19 protein-coding genes, 2 pseudogenes and 1 riboswitch are annotated in these 21,463 nt (G+C 45.7%); of the genes and pseudogenes, 3 read left to right on the top strand and 18 right to left on the bottom strand.

Annotated elements, in window-relative coordinates; all coding sequences use genetic code 11:
- Positions 1-109 precede the first annotated feature (109 nt).
- Positions 110-2,179, top strand: coding sequence for a LuxR C-terminal-related transcriptional regulator (locus IEW11_RS18655; RefSeq protein WP_188532572.1), 2,070 nt, complete (start codon positions 110-112; stop codon positions 2,177-2,179).
- 38 nt (positions 2,180-2,217) lie between these two features.
- Here the strand turns inward: IEW11_RS18655 and IEW11_RS18650 are convergent, their stop codons facing one another.
- Complete coding sequence (locus IEW11_RS18650; RefSeq protein ID WP_188532571.1) at positions 2,218-2,637, bottom strand: nuclear transport factor 2 family protein; 420 nt, start codon at positions 2,635-2,637, stop codon at positions 2,218-2,220.
- A gap of 6 nt (positions 2,638-2,643) precedes the next feature.
- Entirely contained in the window at positions 2,644-3,213 is a 570-nt protein-coding gene (locus IEW11_RS18645; protein WP_229725449.1) for a TetR/AcrR family transcriptional regulator, read from the bottom strand.
- 930 nt (positions 3,214-4,143) lie between these two features.
- A riboswitch (ZMP/ZTP riboswitch) is annotated at positions 4,144-4,223 on the top strand.
- A 49-nt stretch (positions 4,224-4,272) separates the two neighbouring features.
- On the opposite strand from IEW11_RS18645, the gene IEW11_RS18640 reads away from it, so the two are divergent.
- On the top strand, positions 4,273-5,121 hold the full coding sequence (locus IEW11_RS18640; RefSeq protein ID WP_188532569.1) for a bifunctional 5,10-methylenetetrahydrofolate dehydrogenase/5,10-methenyltetrahydrofolate cyclohydrolase: 849 nt from the start codon (positions 4,273-4,275) through the stop codon (positions 5,119-5,121).
- A 529-nt stretch (positions 5,122-5,650) separates the two neighbouring features.
- Here the strand turns inward: IEW11_RS18640 and IEW11_RS25000 are convergent.
- From IEW11_RS25000 to IEW11_RS18630, 3 genes and pseudogenes are all read right to left on the bottom strand, one after another.
- Positions 5,651-5,792: pseudogene (locus IEW11_RS25000) on the bottom strand (helix-turn-helix transcriptional regulator); the annotation flags it as partial.
- A gap of 133 nt (positions 5,793-5,925) precedes the next feature.
- Entirely contained in the window at positions 5,926-6,528 is a 603-nt protein-coding gene (locus tag IEW11_RS18635; protein WP_188532568.1) for an HAD family hydrolase, read from the bottom strand.
- A gap of 72 nt (positions 6,529-6,600) precedes the next feature.
- Positions 6,601-7,140 carry an aminoglycoside phosphotransferase family protein gene (locus IEW11_RS18630; protein WP_229725447.1) on the bottom strand — a complete coding sequence of 180 codons (540 nt, stop codon included), beginning with the start codon at positions 7,138-7,140 and terminating at the stop codon, positions 6,601-6,603.
- A gap of 453 nt (positions 7,141-7,593) precedes the next feature.
- On the opposite strand from IEW11_RS18630, the pseudogene IEW11_RS18625 reads away from it, so the two are divergent.
- Positions 7,594-8,697 (top strand): annotated as a pseudogene (locus IEW11_RS18625) (IS110 family RNA-guided transposase); the annotation flags it as partial.
- Positions 8,698-9,158: 461 nt separating this feature from the next.
- Here IEW11_RS18625 and IEW11_RS18620 read toward each other — a convergent pair.
- From IEW11_RS18620 to IEW11_RS18565, 13 genes are all read right to left on the bottom strand, one after another.
- Positions 9,159-9,893: a CPBP family intramembrane glutamic endopeptidase gene (locus IEW11_RS18620; protein ID WP_188532567.1), complete on the bottom strand. Its 735-nt coding sequence runs from the start codon at positions 9,891-9,893 to the stop codon at positions 9,159-9,161.
- A gap of 22 nt (positions 9,894-9,915) precedes the next feature.
- Positions 9,916-10,224, bottom strand: a complete 309-nt coding sequence (locus IEW11_RS24995; protein ID WP_229725445.1) for an HAD family hydrolase — start codon at positions 10,222-10,224, stop codon at positions 9,916-9,918.
- Positions 10,172-10,594, bottom strand: coding sequence for an HAD family hydrolase (locus tag IEW11_RS24990; protein ID WP_229725443.1), 423 nt, complete (start codon positions 10,592-10,594; stop codon positions 10,172-10,174). The genes IEW11_RS24995 and IEW11_RS24990 overlap by 53 nt, the downstream gene beginning before the upstream one ends.
- A gap of 246 nt (positions 10,595-10,840) precedes the next feature.
- On the bottom strand, positions 10,841-11,812 hold the full coding sequence (locus IEW11_RS18610) for an ABC transporter permease (protein ID WP_188532566.1): 972 nt from the start codon (positions 11,810-11,812) through the stop codon (positions 10,841-10,843).
- A 39-nt stretch (positions 11,813-11,851) separates the two neighbouring features.
- Positions 11,852-12,823 (bottom strand): ABC transporter permease, encoded by a 972-nt coding sequence (locus IEW11_RS18605; protein ID WP_188532565.1) that lies wholly within the window; start codon positions 12,821-12,823, stop codon positions 11,852-11,854.
- Between the two features lie 52 nt (positions 12,824-12,875).
- Positions 12,876-14,381 (bottom strand): sugar ABC transporter ATP-binding protein, encoded by a 1,506-nt coding sequence (locus IEW11_RS18600; RefSeq protein ID WP_188532564.1) that lies wholly within the window; start codon positions 14,379-14,381, stop codon positions 12,876-12,878.
- A 120-nt stretch (positions 14,382-14,501) separates the two neighbouring features.
- Positions 14,502-15,800, bottom strand: a complete 1,299-nt coding sequence (locus IEW11_RS18595) for a substrate-binding domain-containing protein (RefSeq protein WP_188532563.1) — start codon at positions 15,798-15,800, stop codon at positions 14,502-14,504.
- Between the two features lie 62 nt (positions 15,801-15,862).
- On the bottom strand, positions 15,863-16,894 hold the full coding sequence (locus IEW11_RS18590; RefSeq protein ID WP_188532562.1) for a zinc-binding dehydrogenase: 1,032 nt from the start codon (positions 16,892-16,894) through the stop codon (positions 15,863-15,865).
- A 51-nt stretch (positions 16,895-16,945) separates the two neighbouring features.
- A complete protein-coding gene (locus IEW11_RS18585) occupies positions 16,946-17,923 on the bottom strand; it encodes a sugar phosphate isomerase/epimerase family protein (protein ID WP_188532561.1) in 978 nt (325 codons plus the stop codon).
- A 17-nt stretch (positions 17,924-17,940) separates the two neighbouring features.
- Positions 17,941-18,744, bottom strand: coding sequence for a sugar phosphate isomerase/epimerase family protein (locus tag IEW11_RS18580; RefSeq protein WP_188532560.1), 804 nt, complete (start codon positions 18,742-18,744; stop codon positions 17,941-17,943).
- A gap of 1 nt (position 18,745) precedes the next feature.
- Positions 18,746-19,642: a sugar phosphate isomerase/epimerase family protein gene (locus tag IEW11_RS18575; protein WP_188532559.1), complete on the bottom strand. Its 897-nt coding sequence runs from the start codon at positions 19,640-19,642 to the stop codon at positions 18,746-18,748.
- A 23-nt stretch (positions 19,643-19,665) separates the two neighbouring features.
- Entirely contained in the window at positions 19,666-20,469 is an 804-nt protein-coding gene (locus IEW11_RS18570; RefSeq protein ID WP_188532558.1) for an alpha/beta fold hydrolase, read from the bottom strand.
- A 143-nt stretch (positions 20,470-20,612) separates the two neighbouring features.
- Entirely contained in the window at positions 20,613-21,458 is an 846-nt protein-coding gene (locus tag IEW11_RS18565) for a sugar phosphate isomerase/epimerase family protein (RefSeq protein WP_188532557.1), read from the bottom strand.
- Positions 21,459-21,463 lie beyond the last annotated feature (5 nt).

Raw genomic sequence — 21,463 nt, 5'->3', positions numbered from 1 at the left:
ATGAAGATAAAGGAGAGTATCTAAACGTATAAACATTGGGGTATACAAAAGGATACTGCAGGTAAATCACGTGATTGGAGATGTTTAGAGAGACGGGGGAGGGATCGGTTTGAATTCATTTCCATACAAAGACGATCAAATGGAGCAGGCAGATCCTTTGTTTATGGGACGACAACAGGAGCTAGCCTTATTTCATGAAGTTCTTGGCATGACAATAGGGGCAAACCTCGTAAATGTCTACGGCACGGGAGGAATCGGAAAAAGCAGTCTCCTCCACGCTTTCCAACGCTGCTGCAAGCAAATCGGAGTCCGCGAGTTTTTAATCGAGGGTCACAGCTCCATGCAAACCCCTGCCGCATTTTGTGCCCAAGTGCTTCAGCTGCTCGGCACTTCCCCGGAGGCATCGGTTAATTCCGAGGATGATATTGTAAATGCTTGTATACGGCAGTTGAATGCGGTAAACGAAACGGAGCAGGTCGTACTGCTGCTTGACGCCTATGAATATATGGAGAGCATCGACAATTGGCTGCGGGAGCATTTTCTCGTAAGGCTCGGCAAGCGGCTGATTACAGTGATCGCAGGCAGGCTGCCTCTTTCCGAGGCTTGGTATCTGTCTCCCGAATGGAGGAAGCGGCTGCTCTCCCTGCCCTTGTCCGAGCTCAATTTTACAGAAGCCAGGCAATTCTGCCATGTCAACGGAATTCATAGCGAATCCTCGATTATACAGCTGTGGAATGAAACGAAGGGCCACCCACTGATGATGGCCGTAGCGGTGATCGCTATGCAGCATGCGGCAAAGGATGCAATCGAGGAAGGAGCTTTAAGGGCCAAAAACATCGATTTCCTGTCTTATATCGTAGAGAGATGGCTGCGGGAGGTGCCGGTGCAAAGCGACCGGACAATCGTCGAGGCCGCTTCGACGCTCCGCTACTTCAATCAGGACAGTCTCTCCTATGTCCTCGGCCGGGAACTTGATACGCGGGGATTCCGGGAATTGATCCGTTATTCTTTCGTCTACAAAACCCATCATGGCTGGAGGGTCCATGACCTGCTCCGCAGCGTCGTTATCCAGGATCTCAGCTCCCGGTCCCCGAAGCAGTATGAGCATTATCTGATCCGCATCGTCTCTTACTATTACGAGCAGTTCACCTCAAGAAGGCGGACTAACGAGACGACCTGGTTCGCAGGCGAGCTGATGTATTACATCGGCGGACCGATTCCGCGTGCATTTTTACAAGGTCTGGGTACGATGCCCCGTTATTTTCAACCGGCCGCCCCCTCCGATTTCGAAGCGATCCGGCATTATTTGCAGCGAAGAGAGGAAGAGGCCCGCGATACGGAAATTCAATTGTATGACCCTTACAGCAACCGGAGCTTTCAATACCGGCAGTCAGCCGGCCAAAGCCGCCATTCAATCATGTGGGTGAATTTGAATGAGCTTTGCGAAATCGGACTCGACTGTTTTTGGATCCTTAAAGATGTCAATGAAACAATAGTCGGATTGGCCGTCATTATCCCTATCAATCGTAAGTCGCTGGATTACCTGCTGCAGCATCCGCTGTCGTCCGCTTATTTTCACGGACTGGAGAAATGCCGGCTGGATGCCTATGCCGTACCGGAAAGCACGCGTTCAGGCTGGTTTATTCACACAATTGATATTGCGGATTTCGAGAATGCCCAGCTGCATTTCTCGCTTGCGCACCTGATTATTTCGCTCGTATTCTCGGGCGAGCAAATCATCGTCTCTCCGCCTCCCACCTCTTATTATTCCGATGCGCTGGAGAGCATGCTTTTCGAAAAAACCGCCCACGGCGCACATACGGGGTATGACGGGAAAACGCCGTCTCCAACCTACATACTTGATACCCGCGGAGACAAGCTGCTGAATTATTTGGAGCATATGATGAAGCTGGCCGGCATTGAGCTTATTACGCGGAAACAACCAGACGTGGAGAAGCACGAGCCGAAACCTATGGGCAATCCGGAGGTAATATTAACGGAGCGGGAGCGGCAGGTTGCAGAGCTGCTGAGGGAAGGGCTGACCAATGCGCAGATCGCAAACCGCCTGCATCTAAGCGAAATTACGATCAAGAAGCATCTGAACGCCATGTTCCAAAAATTAGAGGTGACCAACCGGACACTGCTGTTGTCAAAGCTAATAGAATTGATCTGGAAATGACCTGACGAGAACCGCCAGGCCATTTTTCATTTCGCTTATTACATTCGATACCTGCGCTGCGACTCCTCGATCGGATAGTCGTTGGCGCTCATGTCGCGGCGCCTCATCAATCCATCCTCATCAAATTCCCAATGTTCATTGCCGTGCGTCCTCATCCATTGCCCCGTATCCGCGTCTTTCCACTCGTATTCAAACCGCACGGAAATACGGTTGTCGGTATAACACCACAGCTCTTTCATCAAGCGGTATTCGAGCTCCTTCGCCCATTTACGGGTCAGGAACCGCTTAATTTCCTCACGCCCGGTGAAAAACTCCGTCCGGTTTCTCCACTCTGAATCGGGCGTATAAGCCAGTGCCACCCGCTCCGGATCCCGCGTATTCCACGCATCCTCCGCCGCTTTGACCTTAGCTCTCGCCGTTTCCGCCGTAAAGGGCGGTTTAATTACCTGTGAGCTCATCGAGAATCACTCCTTCTTATAAATGGATAATAACGCCCCGGCGGCACGTTTGGCACGCTGGGCTGCGCCTGTGTCCTTGCGGACTTGGGCCGTAACAATAGCCCCTTCGAGCAATAAACAAAGCTGCTCTGCAATGTCTTCTTCCGGCTGCAAGCCGGCCTCGCCGACCAAACGCTTCACATAGGCCATAACAAGGGCCTTGTGCTCCGCAGAGGCAAGGCGGATCGGATGCGACGCATCCCCGAATTCGGCCGCGGCATTAATAAATGCGCAGCCATAAAAATTCTCGCCGGCAAACCACTCCTCCAGCGCATCGAACATCGCCAGCAATTTGTCGTACGGCTTCCCGCCAAGTCTGTCGGCAGCCTGCTCAAACCACGAGCGCCATCTTTCGTCGCGCCTGTGCAGATAAGCGAGCACCAGCTGCTCTTTGGACGGAAAGTATTTGTACAGCGTCATCTTTGCCACACCGGATCGCTCTACGACCTTATCGATCCCCGTAGCGTGGATCCCTTCCTTGTAAAAAAGTTCTGCTGCCTTATCTAAGATAAGATCGTACCTGCTTTCTCTGACCAATGTATTCATCCCCTTACAGAAATTATACAGACAGGTCTGTATAATTTCAATGGCGTCTTGTTCTTAACGTCCTTCTCCTCATGTTATGACTAGTACAAACAAATATGGATAAAAGACAGGAACTTGATCGATCGTATATCCTTAAAATAAAAAAAGCCGCGATTTACGCGGTCAGCCTGTTGAAAAACCTTCAACGGGCTTCTTTAATGCTCATTATGAAATTTCCGGCCGCAATCAGCCGCAAGCAACGATATTGCAAATATCCACCACCAGTTGACTCGTGTTAGCGTCTGCTAACGGTCATCGATGACCATTAGAGCACCTCAATGCCAAAAACAAAGATGTTACGGTCATTGATGACCATAAGAATCGATAACCATCATTTTGACAAGCATATTCCCCTCTAACGGTCAGGGATGTCCGTGTAAAGATCAAAAGCATGAAAAAATGCTTCTAACGGCTATCCATGTCCATTAGAAACGAATAAAATGCCTTCATTGGTCTGGATGTTTCTAAAGGAGAAAGTATGGAGAGCTCTACAAGAAAGAACTCGAATCCGAGTGAAAACGGAGGGACTCAGCTTCTGAATTCACGCCATCTGACGCGTATCCATGAGTCCATGCCGGATATGTGTGTGCAAACGAAGCTGCAGTTTCTTGCAGGGATGGACCAAGTGTTTTCAGAATACATTGGGGTATTTGGAGATAGGTTTTTCTTTTTAAACTCCGCCAAACCGTTCATCGCTTCGCCTTAATTCAGTTATGAAATGAGTTTTGATATAATAAATCATATTTCCTAAACTTTATTTCACAGATTAAAAATTATCTTATAAACGTTCGTTTATGAGACGAGAAATATTAGGCTAACTGGCAGTTTAGCGCAATAATCGCTTGCATTAGCATGAATATTCAGACTATAATGAACTAAATATTTGGTATGTGCGACTGGCGTAAACGTGGAGTACCACGAGGGAGCATATATTTATACAGCCGTACGCCTGGGCAGAGGTAAGGGATTTCGATCCCTTACCTCTTTATGTTCTAGAAAGGGCTGATACGAATGAATGCGGAAAAATTAATTCTTGAGGGAAATCGAGTGGCTGACAGTATTAAGGGAAAGTTAATGGATCGAATAACCAAGCTTTCTAAGAAGGGAATTGTGCCTTGCCTAGCAACTATATTAGTTGGTGAAAATCCTTCATCAAAGACATATGTACGTATGAAGGGGAATGCTTGCAGAAGGCTGGGGATGAAATCGATCCGAATAGATCTCCCTGCGGACATTACGACAGACGAATTACTATCGCAAATTCATAAGCTAAACCATGACCCTGCTGTGCATGGAATTTTGTTGCAACACCCAGTACCGCATCATATAGACGAGCGGACAGCGTTTGATGCTATTAGCATCGAAAAGGATGTCGACGGTGTAACTACCCTTGGATATGCACTGAATGCTTTTGGTGCCGCTAAATTCCCGTCTTGTACCCCAGCTGCTATCATGGCTATTCTTGAGTATTACGAGCTACAAGTAGAGGGGAAACACGCAGTTGTTATCGGCAGAAGCCCTATCCTCGGAAAGCCAGTTTCTGCAATGCTTTTAAATAAAAACGCAACCGTTACAACATGTCACTCCAGAACAATAAATTTAGAAGATATCGTTAGATTGGGGGATATCGTTGTTGCCGCTGTAGGAAAACCGAATTTTGTTCGAGGGGATTGGATAAAGCCAGGCGCTGTTGTCCTAGACGCTGGTTATAACGAAGGAAATATCGGAGATGTAGACTTCAACGAGTGTCTGCAAGATGCCTATGCAATTACTCCAGTTCCAGCTGGCGTCGGTCCCGTAACTATTGCCACCTTGCTGAAGCACACTGTTGATGCCGCTGAACGATCGCTAAACTCCTGACGAAGAACGATAACTGAATACAAAAACCAAAAAGTCGGTAATCCTTAGCGCAGGAAACCCGACTTTTATTTTGGTAAAAACTGTATTTTAATTTGCGTTATTTTTATTGGCGGGACCCCAATACGCGAATAAGGAAGAAGTAGCGGCACCTACTTCTTCCTTTTTTAACGGCATTGGCATTAATGATGGAAAAAATGATTAGCCAAATAAAGGCCAATGGCAGGACCAGGATCGACAGCAAATCAATAAAGATTTCCTGAATATCCGTTTTGTTCGCATAAGCAATGAGAATCGCAATAATTGCAAAATAAATCATGAGGGTGTAATGAGAAGAGAGAACGGGGCTATCCCATCGTCATCGATGAGTTATGGGACAGCCCCATCTTATAACTGCTTTATCTGCTTCGTTCATCATACTGCACAAGACCTTTCTTTTTCTTCTTTTATCCCCTATAAGCAAAAATCCTAAGGACAACTAAAGTAAGGACAGGTGCGAGCTAAACGGGAGTTTAACAATTAAACATGTTCATCAATTCTCATTGATCGTGAAAATTTCTTCAACCGGCAGACCAAAAAATTCTGCTATTTTTAAACCTAACTCCAAACTGGGATGATAGCGGTATCCTTCAATCGACAATAATCATTAATCGCGTGACTTGTAGGGCAATGGCTCTCTATTTGAATTGACAACCATGTTTTCACCACCAAATGTAAATAACACTTTACATTATTTCAAGTAATGTAAATTAAACCAATCTGCCCTAATCCAAATAAGGGGAGGACATTTTTGTCCTCCCCCGATAGTTATTGAGCTATAGTTTTCCCGTTCAATAACTGTTCTCTGATATTTTTTGTCCATTCACCTTTTCCGTCAGCAAGTAAAGTGTTCCAACCTAAATTTCGGGCTTCAATCAGATTTTTTTCTTGGTCATCAACTAACAATACATTATCTTTGTTTTTACATTTTGAATTAACTATTAAGTATATATCGACTTGGGGCTTACAAAATCCTACTTCGCTAGAAATAGTAATACTTGATATGTATTTTTCAATGGGGCTTATTATATGTTTCACCCATTCGATACGATGATTGCTTAATAAATGAATATTTGCATACTCACTCCATAATGGGACTTCTTCAAGGGCAGGTAAAGGCTCAATTGCTGATAATAATTTAATTGCGGCATATCCTCCATCAACCATCGGGAACCTTTCGATCAGTCTAGCCCAAAAATCTTGTTCATTAATTTTCCCAGTCCATAACTCAATCCGGAGTTCTTTTTTAAACCTAACAAGATCATCATACGCGACATTAAATTTTATAGATAAATCCTCCCAAAATATCGGTGAAAAGTTGGTTGCTATAACTCCAGCGATATCTAAAACTAAGTCGGTTTTCTTACTCATTGTTTATCTACCTCACACAAAGTATTGAAAATGACTGTTCAACTCTCCTGCTCGTTAGCGTAATACTTATTGCTATATCCAATCATTGAAATGATCGGTTACAAATCGAATCTCGCTCTCATAGTGAGCCAAGTGTCCTTCATCAACCATCTTTTGAAAGGCAAGATTTCCTTCGGCAGCACCATTTCTCAACGTATCGCACATAGTAGTCAATCGTTGAGTAATCCACTGACGCAGTTCATTAGAGACGGGAATTCCGTAGGATTCAAAAAACAACTGAATTCGTCGACGACGCTCCGTAGAGTGTAAATCCGATTGGTACTCTACCGTTTTTCCCGAAGAATGGTCAGGCTGGAAGCTCGCAAGCGGAACCGATGTATAAAGGGAATACGCAATGTCCCACATACGCGGACCGGGTCCGGCCATGTCAAAATCAATCAGCGCCACAGGAGTCTTCTTTTGAAAGACCACGTTATACAACGCAGCGTCATTATGACATATCACTTCGTGCTCGCGATCGTCGACATAACTAAGCTGCCATTTGCCCTTTGTCATGAGAGTAGATCCTTCAGTCGCATCATGAAAACGGCGTAAAAGACGTGCTAAACCCACAAGCGCTGCATCCGACCACATGTAAGGTTCAAGTTCAGGGTACTCGTTTCCTGGGACTTCCCCTGAAATGAATGATAATATTTCACGGTCAGAGTCGTCGATTCCGAGAAATCTTGGTGCTCCCTCAAATCCTTGCTTCTCTAGATGCTTAAGTAGCTCATGAACACACGGGCTCCAATAACCAGTGGGGGGAGAACCGTATTTTCCTTACGGACAATATGATTAACATTTCCACCTTTTAACACTTCTTCCTGAGTCACTATGCCTCACCCTTCTCATTTCAGTGATATTTACTGTAATCCTGTTTCACCATCATTATCAATTAAAGTTCTCCGTTAGAATTCCTGTGGAACGAAAAATTTGGACTTTGAATAAAAAAGAGTGCCTCGGTAAGATAAGGTTGCGCACGGGGTCATTGCCCCAAAAACCCATCATCTTGGAGGTCACTCTACTATGAAGTTTAAGGCACAAGAAAAGCAAAATCAAACTTATTGAAAACATTACCGCTAATCACCTTGTCGTCGGTGTAGATATCGCTCAGGAGACTCACGTTGCTAGAGCTGTAAACTTCCGCGGCATTGCCTTGGGTAATCCGTTGGAATTTAGTAATGATGAGCATGGCTTTAAGTCTCTCGATCGCTGGATCCTTGATTTACAGGCATCGTATAAGCTAAGCGAGATGATCGTCGGAATGGAACCAACAGGGCATTACTGGCTCAGCCTTGCTTATTGGCTTAAGGACAAAAGGATTGAAACTGTATTCGTAAATCCTCACCTAGTCAAAAAGAATAAGGAAAACCGTGACAATACGCGATCTAAAAGCGACAAAAAGGATGCACTTGTCATTGCAGACATGGTGAAGAACGGCTATTACTCCCCTGTCCGTTTTCACTCCAAAGAGTACGAAGAACTACGAGTATTAATGGCTAACCGAGAAATCGTTGTGAAGAGACTTGTTAGTGCAACAAATCAAATCCATCGTTGGGTGGACATCGTTTTTCCAGAGCTCAGACAGGTCTATAAAATATTAACCTGCAAGGGTGCTTTGGCAACTCTTAGATTGTTTCCCCACCCTGATGATCTATGTAAATTGAAGCCAGATGATGTGATTGCGGGATGAAAAAAAACAATGAAACGGCACTCAGGTGTCCGTAGAGCACAACTGCTCATTGATCTAGCCAAGCGAACTGTCGGTTCCAAACAGGCAGCTTCTGCTTATAAACTCCATCTTGAGCATCTCCTTGCAGAGTATGACCTAGCAAGTTCGCAACTACAAACAATCGAAGATGAAGTCAAAACCGTACTTGAACAAATCCCCTACGCCGGAAAAATCCTTGATATTAAAGGCGTGAGTGTCATTGCACTTGCCGGTGTTTTAGGTGAGTCAGGCGATCTTGCGGCTATTCCCATGGAAACGCACTAATGCGCCATGCAGGCCTTAATTTAGCCGAAGCAAGCTCAGGGAAATGGAAAGGCCAAATGACGTTGAGTAAACGAGGCCGCCCACGACTTCGACATTTTCTATATTTAATGACGATGTCTATGGTCATGAGTAACCGTTTACCCGTTATGATTTGATTTCCTCACGCAAGCTCGTGTATTCGCAGCCCTCCAAGTCAAAGGTTTCTTCTGATATTCCACCATAAGGAGCAAACCCAGGGATATCGCCCATGCAGTACCAGTCCAGGTACGTTTTTTTTTGGAATGCTTTTTCAACCAACTCTTGCAAGGGGATGCTAAATAACAAGGATTCGGATTGTTTTAATCCACGTATTTTGGCAAAGGTGGATGGTAAATGCCAACGCTAACATAGAAAGAAGCAAATATACTGCTATTAGCACGGCTTTTTTGTATACTGCATTGCTGCAAAACTCCCGTCTATCTTTCGTTTGAACACATTTTTCGAACGCGAAAAGCCATATTCAAGGAATCTGGGTTCAAAACACTTATAATTATCTCGCTCAGTTTTTCGCTATAATGAATACTCAAATATATTTCCTCCTACAAGAGGAACATTCTTATTCATTGTCTTTGGAATCTCCTAATTTTGCTACATAATCTATCAAAAAATGAAAAATGATAAGTGGCAAAATTGAACCAATTCCAATATAAAGTACAGAAAATATAACCCCAAAAACAGTGGTTCTTATAACTCCAGTTATGAATCCTTGATAGGTATGAGCTAATCCGAATAAAAGTGAAGCCGAAAATATAACTAACCAAACAGAGAGATTTGGAAACAAATAAGCCAAAGCAAAGATTAAAAATCCTCTATATATTATTTCTTCGGTAATTCCTGCTGTTAAAGAAACATAGTTCCATAATTTTTTCTCTTTATTAGAAACAGGCAACATTTCCGAAAAACCGACATTGGCATATTCTCTCTGTTTTGCTTGTTCGAATTTAGTCCTAATCTTATCACTGAATTGGTAGCCGATAGAATAATACAAGATACTAATTAAATATAAGAAAGCAACTACAAATACTGAATAAGTAACCAATGAGCCTAAAGTGTTAGTGTTAATGCTTGGGAAAGATAAACCAATATCTTTTAAAGTTAATTCTGTAAAAATAACTAAAAGTAATATGAAAATAGTAGGAATCCAAAGACCAACTATTGAACTTTTATAAAACTTCAACCTCGCATCTTGATTTTCTCTTACGTCAACTTTAAATCTTTTAAAATCAAAATATCCAATTATCGGTTCATATAATAACGCAAAGATGATGACCAACCAAAAACCAATTTCCATTAACCTCACTCTCCTCTTTCTTTTATTTTACCATTTTTAAAACAATCTTCTTAAAAACAACAATCTTTACGAAAACAGCCTTCGAAATTCGTGTGATAAATTGTTCAAAACATTCCCTCACTTCAAACAAGTCCTTGCATATATAGTCCGGTGTTATGCCTTCAGGCTTTGTTTTATTGAGCCTATTCAGCCAAATCGCTCTGATCCCCGCATTCTGTGCACCACTTACATCACTTATTATTGAATCTCCAATATGGATAACTTCGGTTGGATCTAAATTAAATCTTCGTAGCACTTCTTGAAATGGCTTTATCAATATCCTTGGTATCATTATTAGAGAGGATAAGCGTCGTTAGTCCATGTAACGATTGAATAAAAGGTCGTGTGTCTTCGAAAATTTTAGGTCTTTGCCAATGATCGAATTGGATTTGTATAATGTCTTCCGCTACGCAACTTGAATTGTAGTTCCGTATGGTCTCTGAAAGCGAGGAAATGCCCAGGTTTCGCTGTGTTTGAAAAGTATCACCGTAACTTTTGCGGAATGCTGCGAAGAATGTTTTCCACCAGAAATCACCAATATCCTTGATTTCACAGATTTTTTTTGGTGACGATCTGATATGCTCACACACAATAGGGATAATTTCATCATCCTCATGAACAAGAGTGCCATAGAAATCCAAGAATATTGCTTTAATAGCCATACATATCCCCCTGGAGATCATTTCTAATTCAATTTACGGTTAAAAATTAATAAGCCTGGAATTAATTGTAGGACTTTCACCTATGATACAGTTCTCCGCGAATGCGCAGTTCTCTGTTGAACCTCAAAAAAAGCAAGGGGCTTCCCATGTCATCGTAGATGATTTATGGGAGACAGCCCCTTGCCAACAATCTGAGATCGCCTTATCGGCTTTTTGTGTTTGGATGATGCTGAATCAGGATGGCATTTATTTACGCGAGTAGCTGTACGATAACGCCAGAATAATAATGACGCCGTTAATCAGATAGAGCACCCACTGGTCGACACCAAGGATCAGCAAACCATTGGATAGCATGGTAAGAAAGAAGGCACCGGTAATCGTGCCGAGAATATTGCCTTTACCGCCCGCAAGGGAAGTGCCGCCAATAAGTGTTGCGGCGATCGCTGTCATCAGATCAGGCGTGATCATCCACGGCGTAGCATTCGCAGCTTGCGCCACCCCGAGCATCCCCCCCATCAAAGAAAAGGTGGAGCAGATGATAAAAGCGATGATAATAACGGTATTTACGTTAATCCCTGCATAATAAGCAGCCGACCGGTTCTCTCCGATGTAAGCCAGGTTAACGCCGAACTTCGTTTTGTACATGAGCAGATAGCTGACCACAGTGAAGAAAAGCATCCAAAATACGATCAACGGAAAGCCGAAAAACGAAGATCCGAACAGATTCAGGAAAGGCGCATTGGTCACGATGACCGGCGCTTGATTCGAGATAATATAGGCGATACCTTGCGCGATCATATAAGTGGCCAATGTAATGATGATACTCGGAATTCGTGCCTTGACGACGATCAGCCCATTAATAAAACCGATCACAACAACCGCGCATAACGTGATTAGAATCGTCAAAGGCAGCGGAATGCCCTTCACCAACAATACGGCCAACAAGCAGCCGCCCAGTGCCGGCACTGTACCTATAGACAGATCAATCTCACCGGCTGTAATAACAAAAGTGATTCCCAGGCCGATAATGGCAATAATGGACATCGAACGCAGAATCGTAAAGATATTATTGACACTGAAAAAGCCGTCGGCTGTAAGGGCAAAGATGATAAAAAATGCCGCTGTAATATAGAGCAGGATCAATTCCTGCGACATCCAATTGATTTTCCGTCCGGCGACGTTCTTGCCGGGGCTGTTTATTCCTCTAGTCATCTCCATCTCGAAACGTCCTCTTTTCCATAGAATATATAGACGCGATCAGATGCGCCCTAATTCATGTTTTCTTTTGTCCATCAGCCCGCTGGTTGTCAGAATCAAAATAATTACGCTGCCGATGATGATATTGCTGATCCATGGAGGCAGCCCCAGACTGAACAAGGCGTTGGATATGATGGTCAAAAAGAGGGCTCCGACGAATGCTCCGATAATGCTGCCCTTCCCGCCTGTCAGGGCCGTTCCGCCGATAACGGAAGCAACGATCGCATTCAGCATGAGCGGCTCACCAATCCCCGGCGAAGCATAGAAGGATCTGGCCACTTCAAGCATGCCTGCAAAGAAGGCAAAAAACGAAGCGATGACAAAGGCGATAATTACCGTACCCGTGACATGGATGCCGTATAGGTGAGCAGCTTCCCGGTTATCGCCCACATTGTGAAGATTACGGCCATATCTTGTCTTATGCAGGAGAATATAGCTGAGCACAATTAATACAAACATCCATACCACAATCTTCGGCATCCCCAGTAGTTCGCCGCCAAACAGCAGTTGGACCGTATCGTCACGAACGACGACCGGGGTATTGTTCGCGACGATTCGGGACAATCCCATCCCGATCCCCATCGTTCCAAGGGTGGTGATGAAGCTCGGTACGCCGAGCTTGATAGTCACAAAGCCGTTAAGAAATCCGAGCAGCAATGTTGCCGCCAGGCCGATGACCAGTGCCAGAAAGAAAGGCATCCCTTTCCCTAAGAGAACTGCAAATATAGTCGGGGTAACGGACAGCACCGCACCCAGGGAGATATCAATTTCACCTGCTGTCAGAACAAATGTAATGCCGATGGCCAGTACCGTGACCAGTACCATTGATGTTAGAATAGCTCTCCAGTTTTCCGGAGAGAAGAAATTAGGCACGAGCAAGGAAAAAATCAATACAATAGCGACGATGGCGATATAGATCATGCCATCCTTCCACTTTCTAGAATCACCGAAATATCGGGTTAACGCTTCCATGTTCAAACCTCCGTCATTTGCCGATTTCACTCGCCGCAGTTGGAATCATGCATTAGCTGCTTGCTTCCAAAATTCTGTCGCGGTTCTCTTCCGTTGCATCCATAATGGTTTTTATCTTGCCTTCTTTAATAATCGCGACTCTATTGCATACCCCGACAATATCATCAATCTCGGCGGTTGCCATAATGACGGCCTTATCCTCTTTGGCTGCCTGCAGTATAAGCTGTCTGATTTCATTTTTTGCCCCGATATCGATCCCTTGTGTCGGTTCCAGCAGCATGAGCACCTTAGGATCAAGAAGCATGGTCCGGGCAAGCAGGATCTTCTGCCGGTTACCGCCGCTAAGATTGGTAATCCGGTTCTCCAGTGAGGAATATCCTCTTGTATTAATTCTGCGGATCGATTCATCGATGGACTTATCATCCATTTTTTTATGATTAGGCGTTCCTTTTTTCAGGAAATTCAAGCCTTGCACAAGCATGTTTTCTCTTATTGACTTGGTAGCGAACACCGATTTCAAGCCTCGCTCCGGCAAATAGGAGATGCCTTTTCTTAATGCATCGATTGGTGATTTTATATTCAGTTTTTCCTGGTCCATTTCAAAATCTCCGGATGACCGTTTGGCCGCTCCGTAGATCAGCTCCAGCAGAAGGGTCTGACCTTGGTCCCTTAGTCCGTAAATCCCTAGAATCTCACCTTTACGCAGGTCGAAGTTTACATTCGATATTCTGCCGTCTCGGGTGGACAAGTTTTTTACAGACAAAAGCGTATGGCTTTTCGGGGAAGATTTTTCGGAAGAAAAAACATGATCTTCAGATCCAACAATCATCTCAATTACTTTCGCAGGCGTCAGATTTTCGACTTTTTCAGTTCCTATTACTTCTCCGCCCCTGAGAGCGGAAACGGTATGGCATATATCCATAATTTCCGAGATCATGTGCGTAATAAAGATGATGCCGAGCCCTTTTTGCGATAATATCCGAATATGGTCAAACAGTTTTTCCCTTTCCATCTGAGACAATCCGGCTGTTGTTTCATCGAATACAATGACTTTGGCGCCGGCTCTCAAGCATCTTACCACTTGAACGATGCGCTGCGTAACCGTATCCAGCTCACCGGCCGGTGTGGACGGATCCACATCAATATTGAAATATTGCTTTAACAGCTTTCTGGATTCATCGTTGATATATCTTTTGTTGACGATGCCTGTCAAGCGATTCGCGTATTCCTTCTGACCGATAAAAATGTTATCGGCAACACTCAGCTGCCTGGCCAGGTTCAATTCCTGCGGGACGACGAAAAATCCCCGTTCCTGCGCATCTTTCGGCGAGGTCAGCTTCACTTCCTGTCCCCCGTAAAAGATTTTCCCTTCATCCGGTATATAAATACCGCCCATAATTTTGGTCAATACGCTTTTACCGGCTCCATTATGACCGGCCAAACCGATAATCTCACCTTTACGGATCGATAATGAAACATTGGTCAATGCATTGATCGCACCAAACCGTTTGGAGACGCCCTCTACTTTTACTATTACTTCATCAGAATGTACACTCATCCGTATCTCCCCTACCGCAGTCATTTTGACCATGTCATACAGCAGTCATTTTATTCCTCTATATTTCGCATGGAGGGAGAATACTTTCTCCCCCATGCGCCTTTTAAGATGTAACTTTAATTATTCTTGGACTTCAATACCTAAATCCCACTGATCCGTCAGATCTGTAATATCTTTTGGAATGTTGTAGTTGGATGGAACGGCTGCTTCGAAGCTAGGCTTCAGGTTGTTCCAGGTTGTAAGCGGAAGCGGAGGGCTGGCGATGAATTTTGGCGCCTCGTCTCCATACAGAAGATGCTTCGCATACAATTTGATCAGGTTTTTACCTACTTCATACCAGGTTTGGCTGACAAACGCTGCTGTGTAGTTGTTGTCCGGACCGCTAGTCGCCATCGGTACAGTAATCGTATTATCCAGGTCAATCGTTACCATTGCGATATCCTGCCATGGCTTCAATCCGCGTTCTTTCAGGATCGCCTGCGCCTGATCCGCCGGCGGGTTTGCAAAGTCGATCAGCAGGACTTTAATATCCGGGTTGGATGCCAGCATACTGGAGATGACTTGTCTAGCATTTACCGGTGAATCATACCATCTCTCAACCACTTTCACGTCCGGGTTCTCAGCGAACACCGCGTCCCAACCCTCATATCTTTTTTGGACCGTATGGAAGGAACCGTTTTGTCCGTTTACCCAGCCGATTTTGCCGATTGTGCCTTGTCCGTTGGCAATTTTTATCGCTGCTTTCGCGGAGTACACACCAGCCATATAACCGTCTGCGTCGGATACACCGACAAAGTTCGGGTGATTCCAATCCAGATCAAAAGGAGCGGAAGCCAGGAAGCCTACTTTTGTTTTCTCCATGATCTTTTTCAACACTTCACTCGTTGCGGCCAAATCGACCGGCAGTGTAAAGAAAGCGTCATAGTTTTGGGCGAAGGATTCGATACGTTGGAAATCGTCCAACTGGCTTACGCCTGTTTTGTCTGCGGCAATCCAGGTGTCTGCGATTGTAATGCCCAGATCGTCGGCAATTTCTTTCGCACCCTGCAGCTGCCATTTACCCGCATCGTCAAGGCCGTCTTTTTCGAACGCAATTTTAAGATCCATTGCTCTGATTTTCTCTTTTTCCTCTTCGGTCAATTCAAGATCCGCGAGGCTTGCCGATTCTACAGCTTCATCCATATGAATATCCTGATATTTCATTTGGATGCCTTCTTCATAAATTTCCATGACATCTTCTTGCGTAAGTTTATAAAGGCCGCCTTCACTGTTTGAATCGTTCCCGCCTACTGCTGCATTGCTGTTGGCCGGGGTTGATGCGCTTTGTGTAGCCGGGCTGGAGCAGCCGACCAATAAAGCTGTGATTAAAACGATCGCCATACTTAAGTTAAGCAACATCCGATTTTTTTTCTTTTGCATTGTTATTGCCTCCCCTTATTTTTCTTTCATGGTCTAAATCGCCAACCTTGAAGCTATATATGTTAATCCCATAAGAAAACGACTTTTTGCGTCACACGTGAATCAAAGAGCTTAAACGCTTCCGCCGCTTCCTCGATCGGGAAGGTATGACTGGAAATCTTCTCAATCGCCACATTGTTTCTGATAATGAAATCGGTAATTTCATTCCAGTCGGCGCGGTTGAAGTACCAGAGACCCTTCAGGTCAATCAGTTTCCGAATAAATTGATCGCTTGGGTTGATCGTGCATGACTTGGACTCGCCGATAAAACCGACTTTACCTCTTGGCTTCACACAGTCCAGCGCATTGTTCTGGGCAATCTGGCTGCCGGTGCAATCGATTGCAACATCGGCGCCCATGCCTTTGGTCAGTCTTTTGATTTCCGCTACGCTGTCCGTTTCTTTCGGATTAATGACGATGTCTGCTCCAAGCTCTTGCGCAAGCTTCAACCGCTGAGGGTCCACATCGATGGCGATGACTTTGGCGCCATAACCTTTGGCCATTAACACGCCGCCGCAGCCCATCGGCCCGATGCCGAAGATGACTACCGTTTGGGTTCCGTCAACGCCAAGCTCTCTGCAAGCGGTGTAGAGCGTTCCGCCAACATCCGTGGAAACCGCTCCTTGCAGGAAGGTCATTTCATCCGGTAGCGGAAGGCAGTTGTACTCCGGCGTAACAAGGTAATCCGCGTGTCCGCCGTCCAAATCGAAGCCCATACAGCGGAATTTATCGCACAGCATGGTATCGCCCGCTAAACAGTAGGAACAAGAGCTGCAGCCATAAGCCAGATACACGGCAACACGGTCACCCGGTTTAACGGATTGCACATTCTTGCCGACCTTCTCAACGACGCCGCAAGGCTCGTGGCCCGGCGTAATCGTGCTGCCGTCGATGTCGCTATCTTCGAATACGGACTCGCCATGATAGAGATGAAGGTCGCTGCGGCAAAGCGCAGAGGCTTTGAGCTTGACTAATACCTCGTTATCGCCCGGTACCGGAATCGGCACATCCTTCACTTCGATCTGTCCTACACCAACAATTTTCACTGCTTGCATCGTGTAACCATCCTCTCTTTATTTTCTTGCTTGATTCGGTCTTATTCGGTCTTATTCAAAGGAGAAAATGCTGTTGCCTTTAAGCGGCTTTTTGATGATCATCGGTCTTAAGAAATCAATGCACTTCTCTGCGCCGTCTTCCTTGGACATCACCGGATCTTCATGTTCGTAGGAAATCACGCCGTCGTAACCGCTTTCCACGAGTGCACTGATGACTCTTCTCCAGTTGCTGTCGCCCCAGCCCGGCGTTCTGAAGCGGAAACCGCGGTCGGACCTTACCCAAGCTCCCGTCGAAGCAATTCCGGATGTGCCGATGCTGTCCGCTTGCAGTTCTCCGTCTTTCGCATGGCAGTAGTAGATGCGGTCTTTAAACTTGCGGATAAATACAACCGGATCGATCAATTGCCATACCAGATGTCCCGGCTCGAAGTTAAAGCCGAATTCTTCGCGGTAATCAAGCGCTTTCAGCGCCCGCTCACAAGTTTCAATGTTGTATGCCATTTGCGAGGCCATAACTTCAAGGGCAAACTTGACGCCGTATTCTTTGAATTTATCCAGAATCGGATTCCACCGCTCCGCAAAAATTTCCCATGCCTCTTCATAAATCCTTTCATTTTTCGGAGGGAAGGAATACCATTTATCCCATACACTCGAACCGATGAAGCCGACTACAGTATCGACGCCAAGCTCGGATGCCGCTTGAGCGGTTTTGATCATGCGCTCTGTTCCGAATTTGATCTTGGAAGCCGCATCGGATGCCGGTGCCCATGCATCGGTCGTTACGTCATGCGGGCCCATGACCAGCATGCCCTCGAAATGATTCGTCAGCGCGGAAATCGACAGGCCGCGCGACTCAACCGCGCTTAAAATTTTCTTGCCTCCGCCGGCTACAACTTCTTCGATGTCGATATGATTGCTATCTTTATTTGCCGTAATTTCAACCGCTTCATAGCCGAAGCCTTTTGCGAAATCCAGAAATTCATCCAGTGACATGTCGTTATAAGGCAATGAAAAGATACCGATTTTCATGTTTATCACAACTCCTTTTATTGTACGGCTTCAGCCATATATTTACCGTTTTGCAGCGTATACTTGTCCGGCTCGCGTTCCGCTTCATCCGACTCTTCTTCAACCATAATCCATCCGGAATAATTCGTTTCTGCTAAAAATTGAATAATTGCCGAGTGATTAATTACCCCTTGTCCCATTGAGGTCCACTTGCCATCCGCTGTAATGTCTTTAAAGTGCACGTGCTTGATAATTGAGCGGTTAGCCCGGATCACGTCCTCCGCATCCATGCCGCCGTTAGCGATATGTCCCGTATCCGGCGCATATCCGACATAGCGTGTATCCAGTCCAGCGAACATCACATCGTAGTCCTCTTTGAACTTGAATACCGAGCCTTCAGGCGAATTCGGGTGAAATGCGCATTCGATGCCTTGAGCGTTCGCTCTTCTGGCCACTTCATTAATGCATTTAAGAGCGTTTTGCTGCCTCTCCGCCAGATTCGACCGGTCTTTGCCCGGCAAATGAACGAGCGCCAGCAAGGTCCCCGGAAAATACTTGAGGAAGTTAAACACAAACTCTGTTTCCGCAATTTCTTCCGCTGTTTCCTCCGGATGCTCCCAAGGGAGCGCAAGGCATAATGCGCCGAGCTTTAAATTTCTTGCGGCCAAATCATCCACTAATTGCTGCGGGTTATCTCTGTAAGGACCAAGCATGCATACTTCTGGTTCAACGCCGCTGAAACCGGCTTGTTCGATCACGTTAAGGATATGGTTCAGCTTGTTTGCGTATTTATCATATGACATTTGCCATGTGTAAGTCTGACAGCCGATGTTCAATGCCAATTTAAGTCGCCTCCTTGATGCGTTCTTTGATGAATGGAACCGCTTCTTTACCCCACGCTTCCACTTCCGCGTTGAAGCAGAAGTCGACCGTCCACCATTCCAGAGGCGACAATACGTCTTTCATTTCCTTCAAGAAGGCTGTGAAATCAATGTGTCCGCTTCCAAACTCAGCATGTGTGCTTGTCTCGTCATCATGCAGAGTGCCGTCAGAATCGATGAGGTGAAAATGTCCGATATGGCCTTTCAGCATGTTGGCATATTCGATGATGCCTCCGGCTAAACGCTCCTGCTCTCCGAAATGCCTTGCACCGACCACACCGCTCATATAGGCATGGCTTGTGTCGAACAAAATTTGGAATGCCGGGTGATTCACCGATTCCATCAGGCGTTTGACTTCACTCGGTTTATTCAGCCAGAAGCCGGGCTCGAACTCCCATACGATGTTCATCCCGCTTTGTCCGGCCAATTCCGCGGAGCTGCGCCATGTCGAGACCAATCTTTCAAAGCGTTCACTATACTCACTATCGGACAAAGCTTCAGGCGGACTGATGGTATCGACCCGGATCGTCTTGATATCGAGGTCCTGGCAGAATTCGATATACCGTTTAAGCAGCTCAAGATACTTCTTCCCATCCACAATTGCCGGAGGTACGTTATTGAAATCAGGCGCATATCCGGAAATGCCCAGTCCGTAGGACTCGATTTCTTTGAGCAGTTCACTGCGCTTGGCTTTGGTGTCATAGGTTTCAGGAACAGGGTGAGGCAGGAAGCCGTTGATTTCCACGCCATCGTATCTCGCTTCGCTAGCGTATTTCAGAATTTTGCTGAACGACCATGGGTTGCCGGCAAATGGACCGAAAGCAAATGCCCATGAGCCAATTGAAATTTTAGGATTCATAATGATGTCCGCCTTTCCTGGAATTAATTTTGATGTTGCAATAAAAAGTCGAGTGTTTCCCGGTTGTAATCCTGCAGTCGATCCCAATGATGCGTATGACCGCTTCCTTCGTAAACCAGCAGCTGAGCACCCGGGATTTCCTTCGCGATGCGCTCCGAATAGTGCAGCGGGGTGAAAATATCTTTATCCCCTACGGTAACCAATGTCGGAACTGAGATTTGACTCAATCTTCCGACGGTGTTATGCGAGGTGCAGGCATCGCACTGCGCTTGGAAAGCATGCGCCGGCATTGGATACGGATTGCTTTTGCCGCTCTCTTCCCTTGCAAGCAAGTCCTCCAGATTGTCGTTATGATAGGACGGAGTAAAGATCCAAAGCTGCAAATTCCGCGTAAAGGTCTGCACATCTACAGTTCCAACGAGTGATTTGAAGGATTCAAATACACGCGTGGTATAGTTGTCGCATTGATCCCAAGGACAATTCAGAATTAACGATGTTACCGTCTCGGGATAAGCCAGCGCCAATTCCTGAGCGATTGCGCTTCCCATGGATATTCCGGAGACGTGTGCCTTCTTAATCCCCAGCGCCTTCATCAAACCGGCCGTATCCTCTGCCATCATCTTGGTGCTGTACGGTCCCTCCGGCTTGTCACTTCTGCCCGAACCGCGGTTATCGATGAGAATACAGCGAAAATGCTTTTCATAAGCCTTCACATGCTCTTCCCATACCGAGCCGTCTGCTCCAAGCCCCATAAGAAGGATTAAAGGCTCTCCCGTACCTCTTTCCTCGTAATGCATATTAATTCCATTGGTTTGGGCGATTGGCATTTTTGACACCTCCACAGAAGTTTTGTAAACCGGAAAAAATTTTAGATAAGTACAACAAAATAGGTATAAGGCAACTCTTTTAGTCTAAAAATGCATTTAAGGGTAACGAATATACTTTTTAGGGATGAACTGGCATTGATTAATTAACGAAGATGCTTCCGGATAAATTGATTGCCCAAGATGGCGATATCCTCGTCGCGTTCCGCGAACTTGCGCCATAAGTGCAGCCGTGGCACCAGTCCCTTAACCGTTCCATTGAAAGCCTCGATCGTCAACCATCCATCATAGTTTATTTCTTTCAAAGTGGTGAACACATCTTCCGAAATGGCTTGCCCGCTGCCCGGAATACCACGGTTGTTCTCGGAAATGTGCACGTGGAAAATATGTTTTGCGTGCTTGGACCAAGCTTCAGCCGTATTGGATTCCTCTATATTTCCATGGTGGGTATCGACCAGCAGCCCTACATTCGGCATATCTACCATTTCACAGAATCTGGCGCCATCGGCAACCGTGTTCAAAATGTACATTTCAAATCGGTTAATCGGCTCGAGGGCAATCTTCACGCCCATTTGCTGCGCATATTCAGCTGCGCTCCGGATTGTCTCTACCGCCCATTTCCATTCCTGCTCAGTTGGAGCTTGTCCCGTGAATCTGCCCAATCCCTGAAAGATCGGACCAACCAACAGATCAGAGCCAATCTCTCTTGTTTTCTCAACGGCTTTTTTAATCTCTTCAATTGCGGCATCGCGCAGGCTTTTGTCGGAACTGGCAGGGTCGGCGGCAGCCGCGTCCATTGCAAGGATCGCGGTTCTTCCTAAGCCCAGCTCATCGCAGTGGTTTGATAACGCTTTAATATCCTCCGCAGCCATAGGGGCGATCTGAAACTCTACCCCATCAAATCCCCATTCTTTAATATTTGTCAGCAGCCCATGATGTTCTTTATAGGTCGGATTATCTGTCCACAGCAATAAGTTCATTCCAACTTTCATATCGT

It is taken from the genome of Paenibacillus abyssi, from assembly GCF_014640295.1.
GTDB classification, from domain to species: Bacteria; Bacillota; Bacilli; order Paenibacillales; family Paenibacillaceae; genus Paenibacillus_D; species Paenibacillus_D abyssi.
This window is presented reverse-complemented; position numbering and strand designations above follow the sequence as displayed.